General features: G+C 55.2%; 18 protein-coding genes. 5 read left to right on the forward strand and 13 right to left on the reverse strand.

Annotated features, from left to right (window positions below; genetic code table 11):
• The first annotated feature begins 27 nt into the window (after positions 1–27).
• On the forward strand, positions 28–2,340 hold the full coding sequence (locus tag ABD735_RS11840) for a zinc metalloprotease (RefSeq protein ID WP_344806635.1): 2,313 nt from the start codon (positions 28–30) through the stop codon (positions 2,338–2,340).
• Positions 2,341–2,544: 204 nt separating this feature from the next.
• Here ABD735_RS11840 and ABD735_RS11845 read toward each other — a convergent pair whose 3' ends face one another.
• Entirely contained in the window at positions 2,545–3,174 is a 630-nt protein-coding gene (locus ABD735_RS11845; RefSeq protein ID WP_344806637.1) for a class I SAM-dependent methyltransferase, read from the reverse strand.
• Positions 3,175–3,371: 197 nt separating this feature from the next.
• Between ABD735_RS11845 and ABD735_RS11850 the strand changes: the two genes are divergently transcribed.
• Positions 3,372–3,965: a LysE family translocator gene (locus ABD735_RS11850; RefSeq protein WP_344806639.1), complete on the forward strand. Its 594-nt coding sequence runs from the start codon at positions 3,372–3,374 to the stop codon at positions 3,963–3,965.
• Here ABD735_RS11850 and ABD735_RS11855 read toward each other — a convergent pair.
• The 8 genes from ABD735_RS11855 to ABD735_RS11890 form a co-directional block, all read right to left on the reverse strand.
• The gene (locus ABD735_RS11855) at positions 3,897–4,784 is read right to left on the reverse strand and encodes an AraC family ligand binding domain-containing protein (protein ID WP_344806641.1); all 888 of its coding nucleotides are present in this window, start codon (positions 4,782–4,784) and stop codon (positions 3,897–3,899) included. The genes ABD735_RS11850 and ABD735_RS11855 overlap by 69 nt on opposite strands.
• A 104-nt stretch (positions 4,785–4,888) precedes the next feature.
• Positions 4,889–6,766 (reverse strand): hypothetical protein, encoded by a 1,878-nt coding sequence (locus ABD735_RS11860; protein ID WP_344806642.1) that lies wholly within the window; start codon positions 6,764–6,766, stop codon positions 4,889–4,891.
• A 228-nt stretch (positions 6,767–6,994) separates the two neighbouring features.
• Positions 6,995–7,297: a hypothetical protein gene (locus tag ABD735_RS11865; RefSeq protein ID WP_344806644.1), complete on the reverse strand. Its 303-nt coding sequence runs from the start codon at positions 7,295–7,297 to the stop codon at positions 6,995–6,997.
• Positions 7,298–7,481: 184 nt separating this feature from the next.
• Positions 7,482–7,673, reverse strand: coding sequence for a hypothetical protein (locus tag ABD735_RS11870; RefSeq protein ID WP_344806645.1), 192 nt, complete (start codon positions 7,671–7,673; stop codon positions 7,482–7,484).
• A gap of 257 nt (positions 7,674–7,930) precedes the next feature.
• Complete coding sequence (locus ABD735_RS11875; RefSeq protein ID WP_344806647.1) at positions 7,931–8,392, reverse strand: methyltransferase family protein; 462 nt, start codon at positions 8,390–8,392, stop codon at positions 7,931–7,933.
• A 112-nt stretch (positions 8,393–8,504) separates the two neighbouring features.
• On the reverse strand, positions 8,505–8,834 hold the full coding sequence (locus ABD735_RS11880; RefSeq protein WP_344806649.1) for a DHCW motif cupin fold protein: 330 nt from the start codon (positions 8,832–8,834) through the stop codon (positions 8,505–8,507).
• 104 nt (positions 8,835–8,938) lie between these two features.
• Positions 8,939–9,904 carry a universal stress protein gene (locus ABD735_RS11885; protein WP_344806650.1) on the reverse strand — a complete coding sequence of 322 codons (966 nt, stop codon included), beginning with the start codon at positions 9,902–9,904 and terminating at the stop codon, positions 8,939–8,941.
• Entirely contained in the window at positions 9,901–11,565 is a 1,665-nt protein-coding gene (locus tag ABD735_RS11890; protein WP_344806652.1) for a cation:proton antiporter, read from the reverse strand. Before ABD735_RS11890 ends, ABD735_RS11885 begins: the two co-directional genes overlap by 4 nt.
• A gap of 667 nt (positions 11,566–12,232) precedes the next feature.
• Between ABD735_RS11890 and ABD735_RS11895 the strand changes: the two genes are divergently transcribed.
• Positions 12,233–13,948, forward strand: a complete 1,716-nt coding sequence (locus ABD735_RS11895) for an RICIN domain-containing protein (protein ID WP_344806653.1) — start codon at positions 12,233–12,235, stop codon at positions 13,946–13,948.
• A 41-nt stretch (positions 13,949–13,989) separates the two neighbouring features.
• Here ABD735_RS11895 and ABD735_RS11900 read toward each other — a convergent pair whose 3' ends face one another.
• The 3 genes from ABD735_RS11900 to ABD735_RS11910 all read right to left on the reverse strand — a co-directional run bounded on the left by ABD735_RS11900 (position 13,990) and on the right by ABD735_RS11910 (position 18,441).
• A complete protein-coding gene (locus ABD735_RS11900; RefSeq protein WP_344806655.1) occupies positions 13,990–14,856 on the reverse strand; it encodes a DMT family transporter in 867 nt (288 codons plus the stop codon).
• 97 nt (positions 14,857–14,953) lie between these two features.
• Positions 14,954–16,588, reverse strand: coding sequence for a methyl-accepting chemotaxis protein (locus tag ABD735_RS11905; RefSeq protein ID WP_344806656.1), 1,635 nt, complete (start codon positions 16,586–16,588; stop codon positions 14,954–14,956).
• Positions 16,589–16,845: 257 nt separating this feature from the next.
• Positions 16,846–18,441, reverse strand: a complete 1,596-nt coding sequence (locus ABD735_RS11910) for an L-lactate permease (protein WP_344806658.1) — start codon at positions 18,439–18,441, stop codon at positions 16,846–16,848.
• Between the two features lie 309 nt (positions 18,442–18,750).
• Between ABD735_RS11910 and ABD735_RS11915 the strand changes: the two genes are divergently transcribed.
• Positions 18,751–18,963 carry a hypothetical protein gene (locus tag ABD735_RS11915; protein ID WP_344806660.1) on the forward strand — a complete coding sequence of 71 codons (213 nt, stop codon included), beginning with the start codon at positions 18,751–18,753 and terminating at the stop codon, positions 18,961–18,963.
• A 25-nt stretch (positions 18,964–18,988) separates the two neighbouring features.
• Here ABD735_RS11915 and ABD735_RS11920 read toward each other — a convergent pair whose 3' ends face one another.
• Complete coding sequence (locus ABD735_RS11920; RefSeq protein ID WP_344806662.1) at positions 18,989–20,608, reverse strand: Na/Pi cotransporter family protein; 1,620 nt, start codon at positions 20,606–20,608, stop codon at positions 18,989–18,991.
• Between the two features lie 212 nt (positions 20,609–20,820).
• Between ABD735_RS11920 and gltS the strand changes: the two genes are divergently transcribed.
• On the forward strand, positions 20,821–22,014 hold the full coding sequence (gene gltS / locus ABD735_RS11925) for a sodium/glutamate symporter (protein WP_344806769.1): 1,194 nt from the start codon (positions 20,821–20,823) through the stop codon (positions 22,012–22,014).
• Positions 22,015–22,136: the final 122 nt, after the last annotated feature.

Genomic DNA, 22,136 nt, shown 5'->3' on the forward strand with positions numbered 1-22,136 from the left:
GCCCGGAACCGCAAAGGACATCTCTTCATGCTGCCCCACAGAACAAGGAATCTGATCATACCCCTGATTGCAGGTCTGGCTTCGTTTTCCGTATCGATCCAGGCCTTCGCAAAATACGGTTACGACTGCACAGCCAATGAGCCGTCCTGTGTGCAGAACTACAACAGGAATCTGCATACGTCACACGGTCAGAAACGGGTGGTGGTGGCGCCTTTAAACTTCAGCGATACGAACTGGAGTCCTGGTGCAGCGAATATGCGCAGTATCATCAAGCGGGTCGATAATTTTTACGAGACGGTATCCAGAGGCAAGTACGGCTTCTCGGATGTCGATATTCGCAGCACCAGACAGGTCGATCTGCCAAAAAGCTGCGGCAATCGATCACGCGCAAACGACTCCGTCTCCAATATCCAATCTTTCGACCTGCGCATATTTTCCTATCCGGACAAGACCTGTAGCTACGGTGGTAACGCTGGTGGCAAGACGGTGAATATGAACAGCGGCAATATCGGCAACACCATGACCATGCGTCATGAAATAGGCCATATCCTGCGTCTCACACATTCGCGCGACTACGAGCGCGGCAACTGCAGCAATGAAAAAGGTTTCTGTTACGACAAGACCACGCTCATGGGCGCCCAGAATACGCAGAACTACAACGCACCAGAGCTGCACTGGCTTGGCTGGTTCGAGAAACACGAGGTGGAGCGGATTCTGCCAGGCAAACTTGAATATCAACTTCGCGCCATAGACAAGAATAACAACCCCGGTAACGCCCCTCTCGCGCTCGTCTACGACATTCCGCACACTGGCAACCGCCTGTTCATCGCCATGCCGAAAAGCCCGGATACTCTCAAGGCTGGAGAGGGCCGGTTGAGCAGTCATGAATTGGTGATCTATGTGGCCAGCCCCTGCAAGCGCTGCACCTTTCAGAAAAGCATTCTGTTTGAACGGTTCTCAGGCAACCTTCAGGATGAAACAGGCCTGAACATCGAGGTCGTGGATGCGGTAGATACGGCCAACGTCACCCTCCATATCTCCCACTCGTCTCATCATGCGCAATGCACGCAACCGCCTGAGTTTGAGGTGAGTCAGTCATTGCAACGCACGCTCGGCAAAAACCAGGATGGCAAGGTGAAGCTGACGATCAAGGCCCGAAATGACAATCCATCCGGCTGCCGCCCTATGATGATCGTCGACGGCGACCGTGCAGAAGTGTGGAGCCAGTCCGGTGATCGTGAACTGTCCAGAAAGGCGGACGGCGCTGTCATCAAGGCCCTGGACAAAAAGGGGATCAATTACATCTTTACCGAAAGCGACAGCGCGAAAAACCCCAAAACCAAGCCCTATATGAGCTGGGATTTCGAAGTAAAAAGTTCGGCAGCCGAACAGGTACTGGCCAGGATCGAAATTGTAAACTTTCCGGTCATCGAAGTGCCCGTCAATTTCAAGGATGGCGACAGCACGGCTGGGGGCGACTCCAGCAGCGATGACAATACTGCTGTACAGGACCCGATCCAGGACGGTGGAAACGATCCAGAATCACCACTAAAGAACATCGAGGCCTCGCGCATGGTGTCAGGGGTTCTTGAGGTCGATCACGAACCTACCTTGCTACCACTGCCAGACGGCATCACATTCAACGATCCCGTCGTGCTGGCGGGTGTACCGAGCTTTCGCGGAAAGGACCCGGTCGTTGCAGAGTCACTGAGCGGCAAGAACCAGCTCTTCATGCAACTGAACGAGTGGCGGTACCTCGATGCGTGGCACACGAACGAAACCGTTCCCTTCCTCGTTGCCGAAGCAGGTGGCTACCAGGCCGAAGGGGTGCAGATCGAGTTCGGACATGTGAGCCTCGATGCACTCGACGAAGATATGGTGTTCTCCTTTCAGCATTCTTTTGAAGCGCCACCGCTAGTGCTGCTGACAGTCAGGAACAATGGCAATGCAATGCCAATCGCCGTTCGCCTCAGTTCTGTAAACCGTGACGAATTCACGCTGCGGGGATTTCTGGAAGAAAAGCTGCAGTCTGAAGTCAGCCAGATCGAGGGGATCGATATTGGCTATATGGCGCTTCATGGAGAGGCCGCTGAAAACGATAGCTCGATTGTCCTCGATCTACCGACATTGACCTCGCCTGCGACCCTGAACTACGAACGCATGCTGGTGAATGATGATGTATCCACACATCCGGTATTCATTCAGGAGGAGCAGTCGGCAAACAAGGAAACCCGCCACGTGAATGAGACCCTGGGACTCGTCACGATGGATGGTCTGCGCTTCGGAACCTTGCAAACGACCCATGGGGCTGACCCGCTCAGCTTGAGGCAACAACCATGAGCCATCACAGAACCCACAGATGGAAACGCCTGGTAGCGCAAGTGGGCCTGATGGCCGAACCTTGCCTATCTCACTCGGTGTAGTGGGTCCAAAATGCGACCCTTCACCCTCGCCCACAAGCTTGGGCACAACATGGGGCTGAGGCGTTCCCGCCGCCAGGATGATACCCGAGGCGGGCGTTATGCCGGGAGAGTATCTTGATGATCACCTGCCCGCGGTATCTTTTCTGGCCACGATGAAGATTGATTCCCTACCCGGCTGCCATTCATAGTCGATACTGAGGCCAGCATTGACCAGCATCGTGATGAGCTCGCTTGCGCTGAAACGGCTGACGTGAGGCGCAAAACCGAGGATTTGCATAGGCGGAATCAGCCACCGCCAGTGGCGCTTCATCTCGGCGATCAAAACCGTGCTTGAAACGAATATTCCGCCAGGCTTTAGCAAGGTATGTACTCGAGAGATGGCAGCCTCAACATCTTCTAGCAGATGCAGTATGTTGAGCCCAAGCACAGCGTCGAAGCTTTGCGGAGCAAGCTCCACATTGTCCAGGGTGCCCTGCTGAAAATGCACGTTTTCGACACCCGCATCCCGAGCTTTTTGGCGGGCGATGTTCAACATCTTCCCAGAGATATCAGTAGCCAGAATCTCCCTGACGTAAGGCGCATGAACGATCGCTGTACTGCCTGTTCCACACCCAAACTCGAGCACTGACCAATCGGGCCGGAAGAAGGCCTGAGTGATTGCGAGTTTCTTCTGATAGGTCTTTTCGTCCTTGATGGCGCTTTTGGCGTAACGTGCTGCCGTGTCGTCCCAGAATGTCTGTGCACTTTTCACATGACGTCTCCTGATAGCGTGCTGATTGAGCACATGTCCAACAGCTCTCGGCGTCAAAGCGTGCCATCGGTCATCGTGCTGACGCAATTGAATTTTGCGACCATGGCAACGCTGTTTTCGCCAACATCAATTTTATTCAATACCCCCATGACAGCAGTGTTGCAGACTCCCCGAACCATCCCCTCTGGAGACTCGCAATGACCCTTTCCACCATGCTACCAATGTCGGCATTCGCCCTGGCGGCATCCATCTCGCCCGGCCCGGTTAACCTCGTTTGCCTGAGCAGCGGTACCCGCTACCCGGTCCACCAGGGATTGATCTTCGTGACAGGTGCTACGCTGGGCTTCCTCGTGCTGTTCGTTGCCGTGGGGCTGGGACTGTATTCGGTGCTAGCCATGGTGCCTGTGTTGAAAGAGGTGCTCACCTGGGCGGGAGTCGCTTTCGTCTTCTACCTGAGCTATCAACTCGCCCTGGACGACGGGCGCTTGCCTGAAAGTGAGGTGCCGAAAGCGCCCGGGTTCATGAGCGGCGTCTTCATGCAGTGGCTTAACCCCAAAGCCTGGCTTGCATCAGCCTCCGGCATCGGTGCATTTACCAGCGGAAGCGAGTTCAATCAGGTCATCGTATTCGCTGCGCTCTATCTCCCGATATGCTGGCTATCGCTCAGTGGCTGGGTTTTTGCCGGGGCATTCCTGCGACGATATGTGCACCGCGCTGACATTTTAGTCACAATCAACCGCATGCTGGCCGGGATGCTGGCTGCGAGCTGTGTCTATCTCGTCATCAATTGAGGATATACGGTACTCGTTAGGCGTGGCAGCTACCAGCCGCTTGAAGGTACGCTGGAAATGGGGTTGATCTGCGAAACCTGCATTGAGCGCCACCTCGGCGATCGGTATACCGCACCTGAGCTCGCCCTGCCCCAACTGAATTCTTCTATTAATCAGATACGCATGCGGCGTGAGGCCAAAATGCTGTTTGAACGCACGAATGAGATAACCAGCGCTGTAGCCTGAACGCTTACATAGCACATCCAGAGAAACGTCCTCCGTCGCCTGGCTATCAAGGTATCCAGCCAACTTCTTCAACGAAGCAGGAGCCTGATGATCCGGCCCGATCGGCTGCTTCGCCAGCTCATGCATCAAGTCGGAGAGAAATTCGGCCAGCACTGTTTGCTTGACGAGCAGTGCACGGCTGGCGTCAAGGAGGCAAGCTGCGACATTGCAGTATCGATCGTGCCAATCGCCAGTTGATAACACCGCCGTAGGTAGATCCTGCCAATGAGGCGTAGGCAACAGCCCTGCCGTGAATCTTAGTTTGGTGAGCCAGACGGTATCGAGATGCATCATGTAGTAAGCCCACGCTTGATTGTCGATGGGATTGCAGTCGTGCACCCAGCCTGGATTCATAAACACCAGATCTCCGGCACCAACGCGGTATCTGTCATTTCGATAGTGAAAGGTGCTTTGTCCTTCAGTAATGGCTCCAATTGACCACTGTTTATGGCTGTGGGGCGCATATCGGACCTGACGACCATCAGCGACCTTGCGGAGTTCGACGTGAGAGAGGCGGGAGTCGCGCCAGAAGACTGGTTTTGCAGGAATGGTCATGATTGGCTGGACCCTGTTTAGAAGTAATCTCTCGACCAGGCTACGATGGTATGTATAGCCTCTAATTCACCACGGGGATACTCATCCCGGTGGTGTCGACTTGTTTAATCAACCAAGCGGCGAAGCGCCGCAGGATCTGCACCGTAAAGGCTTTGCATATGACCGAAAACAAGCTCGTCTATGACAACAAGCCCCACCTCCTCGTTAGTATGCCATGCTTCCCCGTCACTGGATTGTTCTTCCTGAACCAAGACTCCCATGAGTTGCGGTGTATGATTACCTTGGAAAACTTCGGTCTTCAGCATCACCGCCGATCCACCAATCAAGGGAACTGAAGCGGACCCAACCGTCTCCTCCGCTCTTTCATAGACAGCCAAAAAGCCAAGCTCTATCCCACCGAGCTTTTTACCTATCGCCTGCGCGCGCTCGCTGACAAACGCCTTAACAGTAAAGCCCTCTGAATTCAGATTAGTGATACGCAGGGCTGCAACATCACCTCGTTCGTTATTCTTCTCGGTCAACAGTACCACCGGCTTACCTTCAAATGTTGCCTGGAAATGCACATTCATTTCACCAAGCCCTGCGTCAAACTTCGTATGACCGGCTTCGAGCTGCAGCTGGTCCGACTCGAAACGGCCACTCTCGGCAATGAGATACGGCACAGACTCGTATCTATGCCAGCCGTCAAGATACGACCACTCTCTGAGCTGCAGCGCCGGCGTCAGGCCTGTAATGGCTTCGACGACAACAGGATGTTTACCCTCCATGCCTGGAATACCTGCGATGATCACTGGCTGTTCGTACGCGTCCAACTCATCTGTGAAGAATGCTGGTTTATCACTGACCCGCATGGTGCCCACCTGTAACTTTGCCCCCTCCAGTGAGTGAGCGTCGCCGCCCGCCGCGTTGGTCCGCCACTCGGCTGCAGCGATGTTGAGTGCATTGATCAGATCGTCCAGATGGCGCTGGCGTGGATTGGACGATAGCTCGACATGGACAAAACGTTGTGGACTGTTTTCGTAGTGGACGGCCTGAGCTTTCTTGCGGCAGGGTTCAGGCGAGCCATTCAGGTGCCTTCCCTGTGTGTTGAAAGTACCGGGAAGATGGGATCCGGATTTGACTCGAGTCCAGGGGCTTGGGCTGGCCGCGGACACGATATACTTGCTGGCGTAATCACCACCAAAACTCTCCACAAGCGCGTTATCGAAATACCTCAAAAGCGAGTGTTCTTTCACCTGGTCTTTTTTGAAGCCTGGTGAAATGTCTATGTAATTCACATCACCGTTGCCCCTGCGAGACGCCATGCCGTGAAGCTGGAATACGCCATGATCAGGTAGCAACTCTGCAGAGGCCACATGTGCCGCATGGAACCAACCCTTGTGATAGTGCGCGCCATTGCTGACCGCGTTGTTTCCGCTACAGGGAGAGCGTTGCTTACTGTCGTTGGCATGCAATGAGTTTGCGATGAGCAGGCGGGCTCGGGTCCTGACGAAACTTTCGGTGGCTTTTTCCTTGTCACGCTGATCTTTGAAGTTATGTGGCGACTGAATGATGATGGGATCAGCCTTACCAAGACGCCATAGGAGATGAATCTGCTGCGTCTGATCTTTGGACAGGAAGAGGAAGCGATCCACTTCACCATCGCGGCGTAGATTTCGCAGCAGGCAAGCATTGTAACCAAGCGCTTTTGCCGCAGAGCGTGCCACTGTCAAGTCGTCCCGGTTCAGGGCCTGAAACAGCGCTCTAAATTGATTCACCGTGGCGTCGGTAGCTTCGACGAAGCCTGGTTGAACATCCTCTGCCCGCTTTTCTCGCAGCATCTTTCGCACGTCATCTGCCGTCGAGACCCAGCCGTCATCAAGCAAGCTGTAACTGCAGTAGGGGAACACTTCCCGCGAAGCCTCGGCAGAGGCCGGCATGGCGGCAGTGCATGCGGCAATCCCCAGGGCGATGAGTGTGAGTAGTCGTCTTCCAGTTCGCATTACTGATTTCTCTGATATGGTTTTTAAAGGCTCGCATGACATCTTCGCGAGCGGTCATGCACCAGACAGAGCATGTTAGCGGCAGGGCGCCGCGACCGTTGTGCCGGCCGCGCCTTGAAATTGTCCCAGCGCGCCTGCAGTTCCACAGTGGGAGACAGATCACGACTGGGGCTTTAATGGCCCGGCAAGCGAACCGGGACATGGCAGTGGAGTTCGGCATCAAGGAAGCTATGCCCTCCCCCTAAGATTGGCGAGAACGAAGGCACCTTGAGTCGTAAATATATATCCCAGACTCCCATAAATGCCGAAAATATCCTCCTCCTTGATCGCCAGAATCAGAACGATGCCGCCCATGATTCCGTAAACGATCGCCATGGCCCGAAGTACATTTGGGCCGAAGAGTCCCCCGAAGCGATTCGGTCTATTCACCGGTAATCTCAAGCCCGCAATCACTATCGCCGGCGAAAACATCAACCCAAACAGCCCAACCCCGAAGAGCACATCGCTTTTCGTGTCCGGGTGCGACAGCATGTTGAATACCATATACCCGGAGGTAAGCAGGGCCAGCCCACCGATTGATAAGCAGAGAAGAGAAATGAATATCTGATAGACACGAATGAGGAAGGTCAGCAGAACACAAGGCTCCGAGCTAAGCGCGATATCAGAGAAAGTTGTTGGCTAATACATCGCAGGGTTAGAAATGTGAAAATATTACTCACATCCTTGGCACATTGTTCAGGAAAAGCACCGCCTCATCGGCCACCTTACCCAGCGCCTTGGCTACGGCTTCCAGCTCAGCCTTTTTAACAGTCTCACTGAAACTCGTATCCTCGTCAGATTTTCGGGTGCTGAAGTCTTCGGTGCTCACCACGGGTTTGACGATTACACCCGACCGGATATCCAACAAGACAGCCTCTACCGAGCAATAGGATCTGTTTTCATTTGCGCTGAGAAACCGATATTTCTGATATGAATCGCAGGTGCTTCTATAGGCTAACAACAGGTCTGCCTGAAATCTTGCTGCTGCTTCGCGGAGCATAGGCACGGTTCGCTGCCCAGGGACAAGCATGGCGGTCTACCCATGGTAGCCTACTGTTGAACAAGCCTGCAGCAATGCAAAAAACACTACTGAAAAGATAACTTTCATAAATCCTCTTCGCTAGATTAAATCCATCGCCGCACTCTGTACCGATAGGCTGCGAATTCCTGGCCAAAAATCACCTCCAGTGCCTCTTCTTCAGGTTTGATCTGAAAACGGTTGAGGAAGACCACGAATGCAACGACGATTATCAACGACCACAGAGACGTCAGGTACATAGCCCAGGCAATCAGAAAAAGCGTAAAGCCGACGTACATTGGATTTCTGGTTTTTGCGTAGATGCCAGACGTGACGAGCGAGGAAGTAGTCTCCGGTATGCGTGGATCCACTGTGGTCTTAGCACGTCTGAATTCAATAATGCCGGCGATGCATATCAAAAACCCTGAGACGAAGATGAGTAAGGCACCGTAGATTCGAAGCCAGGCCGGCAGGTGGGCGCCTGGCAAGACAGCTGCCATAGCCCAGATGCCGACAGCAGCAATTCCAGCCAGAAGAAGTGGGGGTACTTTCTTATCAAGCATACTCATGGTTTTAGTTCTCGGGGTACTGGGGAAGCTCGTCGGTTATATCGAACCATGGTGCTTTGTTGAGCACGCCGCCGCAAAGACAGCTTCCGGTCTGCTTCATTGATTGAGCTCCCTAGTCAACGATAAACAGTTTTGCACCAGTCGCCGTCGATGATCGATGCGGCTCGGCATTATCCGCAACCTGATAGCTGGTACCAGGCGTGAGCACGAACTGGCGACCATCGGCTAACTCAGTGACCAACTCGCCCTCGAGACACAGCAGGATATGCCCTTTCGCGCACCAGTGATCGGCGATGTAGCCCGGCGAATATTCTACCATTCGCACACGAATATTGCCGAACGCGCGCGTTCGCCAGTAAGCCATGCCCTGCGCTCCCTTGTGCTCGCTCGCATCGACTTTCGACCAATCTGTGATATCGAACGGTAAGTCACTTATTTCCACTTCAATCCTCCTTGACCGCTTCCACTGCGTAACGGAAATATTCTCACACTATCGTTTCCCAACTATTACATCTCAAAGGCAGGCAATCCGAGCCAAGTAGCGACTTAGTCCAGAGTAACCGGTGTTCGGAAACCAGGAGGCTTCAGCGTCAGCACTGAGCACTTGAGCTGATCGAGAATGGCTTCTGCGGTGTTGCCGATAATAAAGCCGGGAATCCCTGTGCGCGCAATCGTACCCATCACGACCAGATCAGCCTTGAGATTTTCGGCAAGTCGAGGAATAGCCTTCTTCGGGTTCCCCCTTGCCAGATGAATGCGGGGGGAGAGATAGTCATAGGCTTCAGCGCCGAGCCAGTCACGGAGCTCGAGGGCCTGGCTTTCCATATCGTTCTGGCGACGAAAGTGCTCGCCCTCTACAAAATCCGTTTCGGCCGTATCCGGATCATTCGCCCATATGCGGATAAACTCGGCCTCAGGGGCATCCCAGGCATGCAATAGATGAAGCTCGGCAGATTCAGATACCGCAAGAAAGGCTGCAAGCTCAAGAATCTGCCTATTCAAGGCCTTCTCTGCCGGATATCGGTCGTCAGCTCCGAGATCCAGCGCGGCGACAATGCTTCGATAACTTGTACCCTCCAGCGGCTTCATCAACCAGACCGGACAGGGGCATTTGCGCAACAGATGCATGTCATCGCTGCCGAAGAGGCGGTCGAGATAGTCGGGATTCTCAGCAGGCTTGATAAGCAGATCGAAATCCTTGCGTAATACTGCCCTGATGGCTTCGAGCGACAGCCTGCCCACAAGTACCTCGATTTCAATCTCAATCTCGTCCTTGAAGCCTGAAGTCAGCAATTCAATCTGCAGTTGCCGTTCTTGAACCAGCGCCGCCGTCAAATCCGCGGCTTGAATGCCATCCAGGCTGATCCAGACACCAGCAGGGATATCGGGCACGACTTCCAGAACAGTCAGTCGAGCCTGACTGGCCTGGGCGAGCGCCACCGTGCGTGCCATGGTCGCGGTCTGGTTGAGGCTTCGATCCGAGACATAAACAATGTTGTTGAATCTATTCATACAGGGTCTCCAACAGGGTCATTCGCGACGGCAGGCTTCGGCATGAGCTTGGTCGCTGCCTCTCTGGCGGCGTCAGCATACGGAATGAGCGTCAGATCCACTCCCGCCTGCTCGAACCAGGCGGCATCACGACGGCTGGACGTCGCTATCGCCACTTTTCCCTGATAACCCAGCTCGCGCAGCCCATTCAAGAGCATGCGATTGATGTCACGATCCCTTACCGTGCTGACAACCCACTGGATGCGATTCAGGGGCAAGGTCCCGACGAATTCAGGATCTTCTGCATCGCCGTAGTGCACCATGTAACCATCACGCAGGTGCTGCTGAACCGTGGATGGATCGAAATCTATCGCTAACAGCCGACTGCCGCGTTCGCGAAGCGTCGACGCCAGCGCCGCGCCATAACGGCCCAGCCCAACCACGAGCACATCGATCCCATCTGCATTCTCGACCGGACTGTCACTCTCACGATGCGGCACCTTTCGTTCGAAAATCGATAGCCAGGGCGCTAGACGTTCATATAGCCAGTGGGAATACAGGATCATATAGGTCGAGACACTTATAGTAATGAGGCCCACCAAGGTGATGAGACCAACCGTCTCCGGAAGCAGATGCCCAAGGCTCAGTCCGAGGGCGGCGAGGATGAGCGAGAACTCGCTGATTTGAGCCACCGTCAAACCGGCCAGAAAGCTGGTGCGCTTTCGGTACCCCATGAAACCCATGATCACCATGACGATTAACGGATTACCGATAAGGACGAACAGTGAGAATACGATGGCGGCTCCAAGCTGTGCACCAAGCATACTCAGGTCAAGAGTGGCACCAAGCTCTATAAAGAAAAACAGCAACAGGAAATCCCGCAGACTGACCAGCCGGGCGGCGACCTGCTCGCGATAAGGTGTCGAAGCGATGGATATACCAGCCAGAAAGGCGCCTACCTCCTTGCTGAAGCCAAGCGCATCCCCCGCAGCAGCTCCCAACAAGGCCCAGGCGATGGCGAATAGCATGAGGAGTTCGGATGAATGGGCCAGGCGCTGCAGTAACCAGGGCAACACGTAGCGCATTAACAGCGCCACGGAGAGAATCATGCCCGCACCTTTCAGCAGGATCTTGAGGGCCTCCCAGCCAAGATGGAAATCACCACCGGCCTTGCCAAAGGCAGTGAGTCCGATCATGACCAGAACCACCACAATGTCCTGCACGATGAGGAAACCCACCGCGATTCGGCCATGCAGCGAATCCACTTCGCGTTTGTCGGACAGCAGCTTGACGATGATGATAGTGCTGGAGAAAGTCAGCGCAACTGCCACATAGATTGCCGTTATAGACGACATACCAAGAAGCAGTGCAATCAGATAGCCGGCGACCGATGTGAAGACCACCTGCCCAAGACCCGAGGCGAGTGCTACTGGACCAACCGTGCGGATAATATGCAGGTCAAGCTTGAGCCCTACTACAAACAGCAGCAGGGCAATCCCGAGACGAGCAAACAGTTCTATTTCAGAGCTATGAGATACGAGACCAAGGACTGAAGGGCCTAGCAGAATCCCGACTGCGATGAAGGCAACTATCAGTGGCTGGCGTAACCACTGTGCCAACACGCCCCCCATCGCCGCGATGCCGACAATCACGCCAACCTGTACGAACACGCTTTCAAGCATGATGAAGGGGGACCCCCATGAGAAATGCCCTCTCGGTCCACAGCAAGGATGAGACAGGACTCAGCAAAAAATGTTCGTTTTCCGACACTTGCAATACTTGCTGTGATTGAGATTAGCATTGTGCGGATCGTCGATACAAGAATCTGAATCCGCTTTGCAATCCGATACACCAACAGTGAATTCGACCTTACTCGAACGCCAGGCAAAAGGTATTGATACAGCTCAATGAGCGGTGTTTCTGAGAGCACTACATAGCACAGCTGGCTGCTGAGATGTCGAATAAGCGTTGGCAGAGAGAACATGGCTGCTAATCCGCTCTGCACAGCCCTCTGCCTTCGCCTGTTTAAGCAATTGTGCCAGGGCCTCAACTTGTTGCTGATGCTGACGGTTCACGTAATGGTAAAGGGTTTCCGTGAAGACAGGCTCATCAACTATTGCACGCGGCGAAACACGAATCACAGCGGCGTCTCCTGAGCTGGGCGACCTCAGCTAATCATAGTCCGCTTTCGATCCACGTCACATATTCTGCAGAAAGTCTGCTATCTCCCTATCGGCATCGTCTGTTCCGACGATGCTTTCGTCGCCACTCATCAGATAGGGTTCGCGTCAGCGGCCCCTATCTTGCGGCAGGCTGCTGGCTGCTAGAAAATTCACAGGAGAATAAGGCATGCAGTTTCAGACACCTTCAATCACTGCCCGGATCATGTGCGGTGGTCTACTCGCTTTGGCAATCAGCTTACCCGCAAACGCTGGCACCACCTTCACGGGCAACTATTATCTCGTCAATCTCCACTCGAACAAGGCCCTGGATGTAGACGGTGTGTCCAGGGCTGCCGGCGCAAATGTGCATCAGTGGGCCTATGGCAATGGTGGCAATCAGCAATGGGAAATGGTCTCTGCCGGTAGTGACACTTACTTTCTGAAAAATCGTCATAGTGGGCTGTATCTCGATGTCGCCTGGGGCGCCGCTCATGATGGTGCGAACATCCAGCAAGCCGCTTACAACGGCTCCAATGCACAGAAGTTCCGTATTGTGGAAATCGAAAGCGGCGTGTACAGGCTGGAGAATGTCGCCAGCGGCAAAGTGCTCGACGTGGCCGCCTGGAATCAGGACAACGGCGCCAATGTGCATCAATGGACCTGGGGCAACCACAATAATCAGAAGTGGAAGATCATTCCGGTCGGGGCAGCTACCACCCTTTCAGGCGCTGTGCGTATCGACTCGGTGCATAGCGGCAAAAGCCTCGATGTCGTCAACGTATCTGCCACACCAGGCGCGAATGTCCAGCAGTGGGCTTACGGCGCTGGTGCCAATCAGCAGTGGAACCTGATCAATACCGGCAACGGTTACTACAAGATTCAGTCCCGACACAGCGGACACATGCTCGATGTGGCCAATGCCTCGACCGCCAACAACGCCAACCTTCAACAATGGAACGACAACGGCAACGATGCTCAGCTCTTCTCTTTCATCAGTGTCGGCAATAACGAGTACCAGATCCGCAACAAGCACAGTGGCAAGGTCGTCAACGTGGCCGATTGGGCCGCCTACGATGGCGGCAATATCCAGCAGTACCAATACCAGGGCGAGGCGCGACAGAAATGGCGGCTAGCTGCAGTGAGCGGTGGTCCGGGAGGTGGCGGTGGTGGCACCTGCACCGCAGCGCCGGTTTGGGCCGATGAGTTCAACTACAGCGGGCTGCCGGACGCCAGCAAATGGAGCTTCGAAGTGCAGCGACCAGGTTGGGTCAACGACGAGTGGCAGAACTACACCGGACAGCGACTGGAGAACGCCCGCGTTGGTAACGGCGTTCTCACCATCGAAGCTCGCAGGGACTGGTTCGGCGGGCATGAGATATCGTCGGCACGCCTGAAAACCCATGGCAAGGGAGACTGGCTGAATGGCCGCATAGAAGTTCGCGCCAAGCTCCCTCGAGGCCGCGGTACATGGCCTGCGATCTGGATGATGCCGAGTGATTCTGAATATGGTGGCTGGCCAAACAGCGGTGAAATAGACATCATGGAAAACGTTGGTCATGACCCTTGGAATATCCATGGGTCGATCCACTCCAACGGCCGCAATCATATGCTGGGCAACAACTTCACCGTGACCACAACCAACAACACAGTACAGGATCAGTTCCACGTTTACAGTGTTGACTGGAACCAGGATCGCATCCAGTACATGATGAATGGTCGGGTCTTCGGAACCTACACGAATCCAAAACAGGGCTGGAGCACCTGGCCCTTCGACAAGCGCTTCCATCTCATCCTGAATGTCGCTATCGGTGGAATGTGGGGCGGACAGCAAGGTGTCGACATGGGCATCTTCCCGGCGAAGATGGAGGTGGATTGGGTGCGAGTGTATCGGAGCTGTAACTAGGCCTCGCTTTGCCTCTCTCCAGTCATCGGAGAGAGGCTCGGTCAGCTCGAGTGGACGCTCAAAGCAGTGACAGTCACCAGAATCAGCGCCATGCCCAATACCTGCAACAGGGCGAGGCTCTCATTCAGTAATACGACACCGAACAGCGAAGCGGTGACTGGCTCGACCATCGCTACTATTGAAGCAACGGCCGGTGCGGCGTGATTGAGACCTACGATGTAAATAACGAATGACAGGCCCGCACCAAACACACCCAGTAACACGAACAATGACCAACTTGGCGAGCTGAGCACCTCAATAGTCTGCCCGGAATCAGCGGGCCAGATCAGTACGGTGGCGAGCACCGCCAGGGCAATTGCGAGAATCGCCTGCGGGCTGCCATGAGGCGCCGCAAATTTGAAGCCGAAGATAAAAATCGCATAACACAGTCCAGACAACAGTCCAGCGCCGGCGCTGATCGCCGTGACGCCGCCTTCCCCGCTCTCATAGACACCGGTCAGCAGAACGATACCGATGACGACCACCGCCATAGCGATCCACTTGAACCGATCGGGCTGTTCCAGCTTGAAGGCGAAGGACACGAGGTAGACGAACACCGGGGCGCAGTACATCAGGGTCGCCGCCACAGCGACACTGCCTTCGGCGATGCTGACAAAATAGAACGTGAAGTTGCCAGCAACACCAAGACCAGCGATAGCGGACCAGAACCAAAGGCGGCCACTCGTCATACCGCAGCCATCCCGGCGCAAGGCGAGCCAGATCAGTACTACGCCAAGTCCGATAGCACCCCGGTAGAGGGCCACTACGAATGGATCCCAGCCGTCGGCGATCAACATTCCGGCGACTCCACCCGCCAACCCCCAGATCAGCGCCGCGAGCGCTACGAAAGCAAGACCCAGGCTCGCCATCCTGCTCGTTTTGCTGTGTTCCTTCCTATGTGTGGCGTGCCGGAGCATGCTGAAATATCCCTGGCGAAGAATGAATCACGACAGGCTTGCTATTTAATCAGCTGACAGACTTTTGATCAAAGTTGGTTTTGTTAATATCGAAGCGCTGCGCGATTGAACGGGCCTGTTCAGCCAGCTGTACGAGTTGTTTCGCTACGGTTTCAGCCGTATCGGCGTCTCTGAGCGTGGACTCCGTCAATTCGGCAAGACCGGTGATGTTGCGGGAAATATCTGCCGAAACACTGGTCTGTTCCTCGGCAGCAGTCGCCACCTGTTCAGCCAGCTGATCCACCTCGGCAACCTGACGACCTATACTGTCAATGCCAGTCTGAGCATTGGCAAACAGTGCCGAACTTTCGACCGAAATGCTCTGACTCGACTTCATGAATTCGACCGTTCCCTTCGCCCCTGATTGCACCTTGGCGATGATACTTTCGATTTCCTTGGTGGATTCCTGAGTTTTTTGAGCCAGTGATCTCACTTCATCCGCGACGACAGCAAAACCACGCCCTTGCTCCCCTGCCCTTGCGGCTTCAATGGCCGCATTCAGCGCCAGCAGATTCGTCTGTTCAGCGATACCACGAATGACATTGATGACCGAGCCGACATTCTTCGTGTCTTCAGAAAAGCTGTCGACCATGTCAGACGTTTGCTGAATCTGGCTGGATAGCCGGCTCATGGCAGCGCTCGCCTGAGACATTGTCGAACTGGCCTCGCTCGCATCAGTATTGGCTTGTCTGGTAACACTGGCCGTGCTGTTGGCATGACTCGCCACTTCGGATGCACTATGAGACATCTCCTGCATGGCGGTGGCCATCTGGTCAGTCTTATCGTGGGCCGACGTCGCCTGGCGAGCCAGACGCGCTGCGGTATCGTTCAATGCTCGCGACGCGCTCTGCATAGCCACATCAGTCTCGCCCATCTGTCTGCCGATATCCCGGAGAAAGGTCTGGAGTGTTTTTGCTGAATCAGCCAACTGTCCAAGCTCATCCTGCGTCGACACTTCAATTTCGCCGCTCAGTCTGCCCTGGCTAAGCTCCGAAATCCTGCCGACGAGATAGCGGCTTGGCGCTACAAGTGCACGATTTACGGTATACAGCACTAGCGCTGCGCTGATAAGGATCATACTGAAGAGCACTGCACTCGAAAACCAGAGTGATGACTGGGCCTGGCCCGTGATCAAACTGGTCTTGCTGCGAGCGCTCTCCATCAAATGGTTATTAGCTTCATCGAGATATGTGGCGGGTGCCCGGTCTATCCCCTTGACAGCGAGATCACCAGCAGCAGCATCGTAGCCGCTCGCCACGAAGGCCTCGAACCCTTTGCGGTAGGCATCCTGCATAAGCCTGTGTGACTCGATGAAGTTTACGATGCTGACCTGCGATGGCGATGGGGGCAAGGTTTCGGCCAAGGCCTCGGCACCCTGTCTGACACCGGCTTCTCGAGCCTGAAATTGCGCCCAGTACTTTGCTCGAGCAGCGTCATCCTGACCTCTGAGCAGCACGTTCTTCCACTCCTGTACCTGGGTCTTGAAGTCTGCCAGTACGACCTGGGCCTGCCGCGCCTGCCGCACATCATTATCGAGCAGCATTTCGAGTTCGTTCATCGCGTGGTTCGAGGACCAGACGCTGTAAGCAGCAGCCCCAAGGCAGAGGGTCGTCGATGCGACGATGATCGCGAGGAGTTTGTTCATTAAACTTCGGTTGAACCAGTGCATATCAGGATCCAGACAAGGTAAAATTCCCCGACAATATAGTTGCATATGCGCTTCAGATTTGTGGTCAATTTGTATCTGTGCTGACAGAAGGCAACGCGCTGTTACGTGAGCACTGAATAAAGGAAATTCCATTGATGTAAAACAAGTTTCCGAACCAGTTTCTCCCGACCGAAAGCATTACAGTAATGTAATTAAGCGACATTTCACTGAGACGGATCTTTCCGAAAACCGTTTCACGCGAGTCCCAACCCGATAAGCCCTGCGCCAATTGCGTAAAACAGCATAGGTCCCAGCGTCAGGCGGATAACGTCTCCTTCTCGCCCAGCCAGGTTTACAACGGCAGCGGCGGCCACTACGTTCATCACACAGATCATATTGCCGGCGTTCGCCCCAAGTGTTTGCAGAGCCAGGATCAGCCTGGGGGAATGGCCTGCAGAGAGCGCCGCTTCCTGCTGCAGACCAGCGAACATCATGTTGGAAAAGGTGGATGAGCCGGCGACGAAACTGCCGAGTGCCCCGATGATCGGAGCCATCAGTGGCCACACATCGGCCAGATGAGCGACTGCAAGATGGGCAAGCTCGGTGGGCATGGCCTCAAGACCGCTGCTATTCACATCGGAGTTGAGGAAAATTCGCACCATCGGCACTGAAGTGCCGAGGGCAATGGTGGCTGGCAGCAGACTGCCGGCAGTCTGATGGGCTGCCGCCACCGCGGTAGTCAAGGGTAGTCGGTGCATTACGAGCGTTATCAGCGCAGTCCCCGCAAACACGGTTCCGGGCAGGTACAAGGGCGCCAGGCTGGCGGAAATGTCGGTACCCAGCAATGCTGGCCATTCCAGGGTAAAGCCTTGCAGCCAGGCCTTTAATGGCAAGGTGTTGAGGCGAGTGAGTATCAGCAGCAATGCCGCCAGCAGATAGGGGGACCAGGCCAGCCACAGCGGCATGGGTGAGCCAGGCTCCTCAGGTTTACCATCGACGGAAGCCTGGTCGTCAGCCAGCCGCCAGGGGTCGACAGGCAAAAACCAGCCTCGTCGTGCGGCGCCCACCACCAGGGCTAGCCCAACCATGCTACCAATAATTGCGGGGAACTCAGGCCCGAGCAGTAACGCGACACCCCAGGCTGGCACTGTGTAGGCGAGGCCGGCAAAGAGCGAAAAGCGCCACAAAGCCAGACCCTCGCGCCAGCGACGGTTAGCGCCGAAATAGCGCGTAAGCAGGGCCACCATCAACAGGGGTAGAAAACTCGCCACGATAATATCGATACCCGCCGCAGTGGTCCCTACGGCCTTCAACGCTGCATCGCTGGTGCCGGGTACACCTTGGGCGATGCCCACCAGTAGCGGCGTACCCACTGCACCGAAAGTGACCGGCGCGCTGTCAGCGATCAACGCCAGTGTCACCGCTGCCATGGCGGGAAACCCCAGCGCTACAAGCAATGGCGCGCCTATCGCCGCCGGGGTACCAAATCCGCTGGCGCCTTCGAGAAAGGCCCCGAACAACCAGGCAATGATGATCACCTGCACACGCCGATCAGGCGAAATATGGTAGAAACCCGCTCGAATGGCATCGAAGGCACCACCGGCCCTCAGCGTATTGAGTAGAAAAATAGCGCCAAAAACGATGATCAGAATGGAGCTCGCGATCACCCAGCCTTCCAGTATCGAGGCCATAATCTGCCTGCCAGGGACCCGCCAGACCAGGGCTGCGAGAGTGCCGACTACCAGCAGACTCAGGGGCATTGCCCGGCTGGCGGGTAGGCGCAACACTACCAGCAGCAGGAAAACAGCCACTATTGGCATCAAAGCCGTCATCAGTTGCCAAAGGTTCATAGCGGGCGGATCCTTTGCGTGACTGTCTCATTATGGGGAGACGTAGACCCCAGCGTGAGCATGCCCGGCTCGCCATGACGCCCATTGCGTTTCGTTAAGCGCCAGGTTCCCGGGCCTCATCCCTGCACTGCCTTCCGTGAGGATGACTCAGACTATCTTGCTTTCACGTGAAAACTGCATATGAAATTCCCTTTGATGACGGTGATCCCTGAATTCATGGCAACGACGCTGGTATATAATCGTTTATTGCACAGTTGCCGAGTACTGGTGTTCAAAATACTACACCCTTTCCATGACAAGGAGCCCGTCATGATGTCGCAAGACAATGACAACGAAGAACAAACACCTGGAACAGCCAGAACACCCCAGATCATCAAAGGCGGCTGTGGCATCCGTTTCGATCCGGATCAACTATCCGATGAGACTGGCTTCGATTTTTCCGGCGCAGAAAAGCTGAAGGAAAAGTCCGAAGATAAACAGGAAGACAGCGCGTCCAAAGATGCCAGTGATGATCGCTCGTGATATTAGCCAGAACCGACCGGGCCGCTTATTCCCCTGTACGGACGTCCAATTCTGCCAGAGAGGCGGTATCCGGCGTCCGCTGGTCCAGCTGATGCAGATAATATAACGATCGCCCGGCGTGATGCGCCAGGCGTTCGAGCGCGCGCTGCACATCCAGGCCATCGAGCGCCTCATCAATATTCAGTGCATGGCGGGCAGCCGACTGCAAAATTGCGGGCCGGGCATCCTCGCCACTGGAGAGTGCCTCCTCTAGCTGTACGGTCACGATTGCCAGATCATCCGGATCACCGTCCGTCAATCCTTCAGCCCCCGACATGAATAGCGCAGCGAGCCGATCTGCCTGCACACGCAAGGCCGGCATCGTCCGCAGGCGCCTCGAATCAGATAGCCATTCAGCATCGCGAGCGCATTGAGTTACGTGATCGATGACGTGCAGGACCGCTGTCAGGCGACCCAATATAGCCGCTTCGACACTGGGCAACCGGGCGAGGAAATTGCCGGTCTCATGGGTGGCCTGACGCACCTCGACGAGGACCTGCTCAATATGAGGACTGTCCTCACCACGAAGGCGCGCAGATGCATTGAGCAATGTGATCACTGCACATTGACGAAGCGTGTCATGCGCGGCATTGACGGCGAGCGATGGCACATCTCGCATGCTCAGATCCTGGTTTCGGGTCAACGTGGGGCGTATCTCGGGAATGAAATAGGTTGCCAAGCTGGCCAGGTGCGAGGTCAGTGGCAAGAACACCGCAACGCCCAAAAGGTTGAAAGCCGTATGAAAAGCTGCAATTGTCAGCGCCTCTTCGCGACCCAACCAGCGCTCGGTCACAAGGTCCACCCCCGCTACGAAAGCTGGCAGAATAAAGAACGCGATTGTGCCGGTACCCAGATTGAAAATGACATGGACGAATGCGGTGCGCTTGGCCGGCACGCTGGCCCCAATCGCAGCGATACAGGCCGTAACGGTGGTCCCGAGGTTCTGTCCGATCACAAGGGCGGCTGCCTGCTCAACCGAGATCGTACCAGCGGCCAGCGCCGTCAGTGTGGTGGCTACAGCCGCACTCGACGATTGCATCAGGACCGTCATGACTGCGCCAATCATCACGAGCATCAAGCGGGCCTGAATGCCCGCCGTACTGAACTGAGAAAGATCCACCTGCTCAGCCAGACCACCCATGCTGTCCTGCATGACATCTATTCCGACGAAAATCACTCCGAAACCAGCCAGAGCACTGCCTGTATGAGCCAGTCTGGCTCTGCCTAGCAGACGCATCAAAGCGCCTATGCCAATAACAGGCAACAGAATAGTACCTAATGAAAATTTGAGGCCCAGCAACGAAACGATCCAACCGGTACTGGTCGTTCCCAGATTCGCACCGATGACCACACCGATGGCGTTATTGAACGTGAGCAAGCCGGCTGATACGAAACCGATGGTGGCCAGGGTCGTGGCACTGGAGGACTGAACGAGCGCCGTTATGCCAGCGCCGGTAGCCAATGCCTTGGTGCGAGAACCTGTGAAATTCGCGAGCATCGCGCGCAGGGCGTCGCCGGCCACTGCCTTGAGACCGTCGGTCATCAAGATCATGCCGAGAAGAAAGAGGCCGATTCCGCCGATGAGAGTTGATACCGTTGAAATCATGTCGAGTCCCTACTAACTCCAGCTTGAAGGATCTAGATCTGCTAGATTCAGGTGGCAATGTCTGCCGATGAGTATTGCAGGCGCAAAGGTTCATACCAAGAGCGAATCGGAAAGCGAAAGGCGAGCTATCAACTGGAGGCGGTAAAATTGGTCCGCCAGGCAAGAGCTTGCTAATCTCGGTCCACCTATTCCAAGAAGAGTCCGAATCATTGGTGATTAATACGCCCGTCACAGTCGCCGTTGCGATCATTGCCCTCTGGATTGGGTTCCATATCAATCGCAGGGTGGCCTTCCTGCATACCTATCACATTCCACCGGCCATTTCCGGTGGGCTGCTCATCAGTACATTGGTGGCGGTGATCGAGGCTACGAGCGGTATTGAGATTCGTTTTGACCTGCAATTGAGAGACCTTCTGCTCATCACGTTTTTCAGCACCATAGGGCTCTCGGCTCGGTTACGCCAGATGCTGGAAGGTGGCAAGGCGTTGGCGATCATGCTGGGATTGGCCATCGTGCTCTTGCTCTTCCAGAATCTGACGGGTACCGCCATCGCCCTGCTGGCAGGTGAAAGTCCGCTTTACGGCCTGGTTGGTGGGAGTGTATCGCTGGCAGGCGGACATGGCACAGCCATCACCTGGGGCCAGCTATTCGAGGAGCATTTCGGCCTGGCTAACGCCAGCTCGATCGGCATGACCTTCGCGACCGCAGGTCTGATCGCAGGCGGTTTGATCGGTGGACCGGTGGGCGCCTGGCTGATCCGACGGAACAACCTGTATTCGGGCGCCGACAAGCTCGAGCTCCAGCATATCGAGACCAAGCATAAAATCACCTATATCATCGAACTGAATAGCGTGCTGACCGCTGTGCTGCTGATTGCTCTGTGCTTCGCGCTCGGTGCGACTGTTTATGGCTGGCTTTCAGACTTTGGCATGCGACTGCCTGCGTTTCTGACCGCGATGTTCCTCGGTATACTGCTGACCAACAGCCTTGAACTATTCAAGGTCGACATCGACCATCGGCCTATACAGATGGTCGGCGACCTGAGCCTGCAGCTTTTTCTTGGTATGAGCCTGATCAGCCTCCCTCTGCTCTCCCTGCAGGGCGCCTTGGGACTGATCAGCCTGGTGATGGTCATGCAGATCATTCTCATCAGCCTGATCACCATCTACGTCGTCTTTCCTATACTGGGACGCGACTATGATGCAGCTTGCATCTCATCTGGCTTTATCGGTATGGGGCTGGGTGCTACACCGATCGGCATCGCGAACATGAATGCCCTGACCAGCCGCTTCGGTCCCAGTCCGAAGGCCTATCTGGTCATTCCGTTGCTTGGCGCCTTCTTTATCGATATTGCCAACGCGAGCCTTGTCCAGCTGCTGTTGAGCATGGATATGTTCAGCAACTGAAGCAGTTCCATGGATATCAGGACGGACCTCGGTGCTGAACAGGCAGCCAACGGGTCGTACAGCGATAAGTGCTCACTAGAGCACCTTACGACTAGATGGTCTGCGAGGAAAATGGCCGCACA

The organism is Allohahella marinimesophila (assembly GCF_039538005.1).
In the GTDB taxonomy this organism is placed as follows: domain Bacteria; phylum Pseudomonadota; class Gammaproteobacteria; order Pseudomonadales; family Oleiphilaceae; genus Allohahella; species Allohahella marinimesophila.

What these genes read in the sequence shown, in the direction of transcription:
- ABD735_RS11840 (WP_344806635.1), top strand. Translation starts at nt 28, where the DNA reads ATGCTGCCCCACAGAACAAGGAATCTGATCATACCCCTGATTGCAGGT.
- ABD735_RS11850 (WP_344806639.1), top strand. Translation starts at nt 3,372, where the DNA reads ATGACCCTTTCCACCATGCTACCAATGTCGGCATTCGCCCTGGCGGCA.
- ABD735_RS11855 (WP_344806641.1), bottom strand. Translation starts at nt 4,784, where the DNA reads ATGACCATTCCTGCAAAACCAGTCTTCTGGCGCGACTCCCGCCTCTCT.
- ABD735_RS11860 (WP_344806642.1), bottom strand. Translation starts at nt 6,766, where the DNA reads ATGCGAACTGGAAGACGACTACTCACACTCATCGCCCTGGGGATTGCC.
- ABD735_RS11865 (WP_344806644.1), bottom strand. Translation starts at nt 7,297, where the DNA reads ATGCTGTCGCACCCGGACACGAAAAGCGATGTGCTCTTCGGGGTTGGG.
- ABD735_RS11875 (WP_344806647.1), bottom strand. Translation starts at nt 8,392, where the DNA reads ATGAGTATGCTTGATAAGAAAGTACCCCCACTTCTTCTGGCTGGAATT.
- ABD735_RS11885 (WP_344806650.1), bottom strand. Translation starts at nt 9,904, where the DNA reads ATGAATAGATTCAACAACATTGTTTATGTCTCGGATCGAAGCCTCAAC.
- ABD735_RS11890 (WP_344806652.1), bottom strand. Translation starts at nt 11,565, where the DNA reads ATGCTTGAAAGCGTGTTCGTACAGGTTGGCGTGATTGTCGGCATCGCG.
- ABD735_RS11895 (WP_344806653.1), top strand. Translation starts at nt 12,233, where the DNA reads ATGCAGTTTCAGACACCTTCAATCACTGCCCGGATCATGTGCGGTGGT.
- ABD735_RS11900 (WP_344806655.1), bottom strand. Translation starts at nt 14,856, where the DNA reads ATGGCGAGCCTGGGTCTTGCTTTCGTAGCGCTCGCGGCGCTGATCTGG.
- ABD735_RS11905 (WP_344806656.1), bottom strand. Translation starts at nt 16,588, where the DNA reads ATGAACAAACTCCTCGCGATCATCGTCGCATCGACGACCCTCTGCCTT.
- ABD735_RS11910 (WP_344806658.1), bottom strand. Translation starts at nt 18,441, where the DNA reads ATGAACCTTTGGCAACTGATGACGGCTTTGATGCCAATAGTGGCTGTT.
- ABD735_RS11915 (WP_344806660.1), top strand. Translation starts at nt 18,751, where the DNA reads ATGATGTCGCAAGACAATGACAACGAAGAACAAACACCTGGAACAGCC.
- ABD735_RS11920 (WP_344806662.1), bottom strand. Translation starts at nt 20,608, where the DNA reads ATGATTTCAACGGTATCAACTCTCATCGGCGGAATCGGCCTCTTTCTT.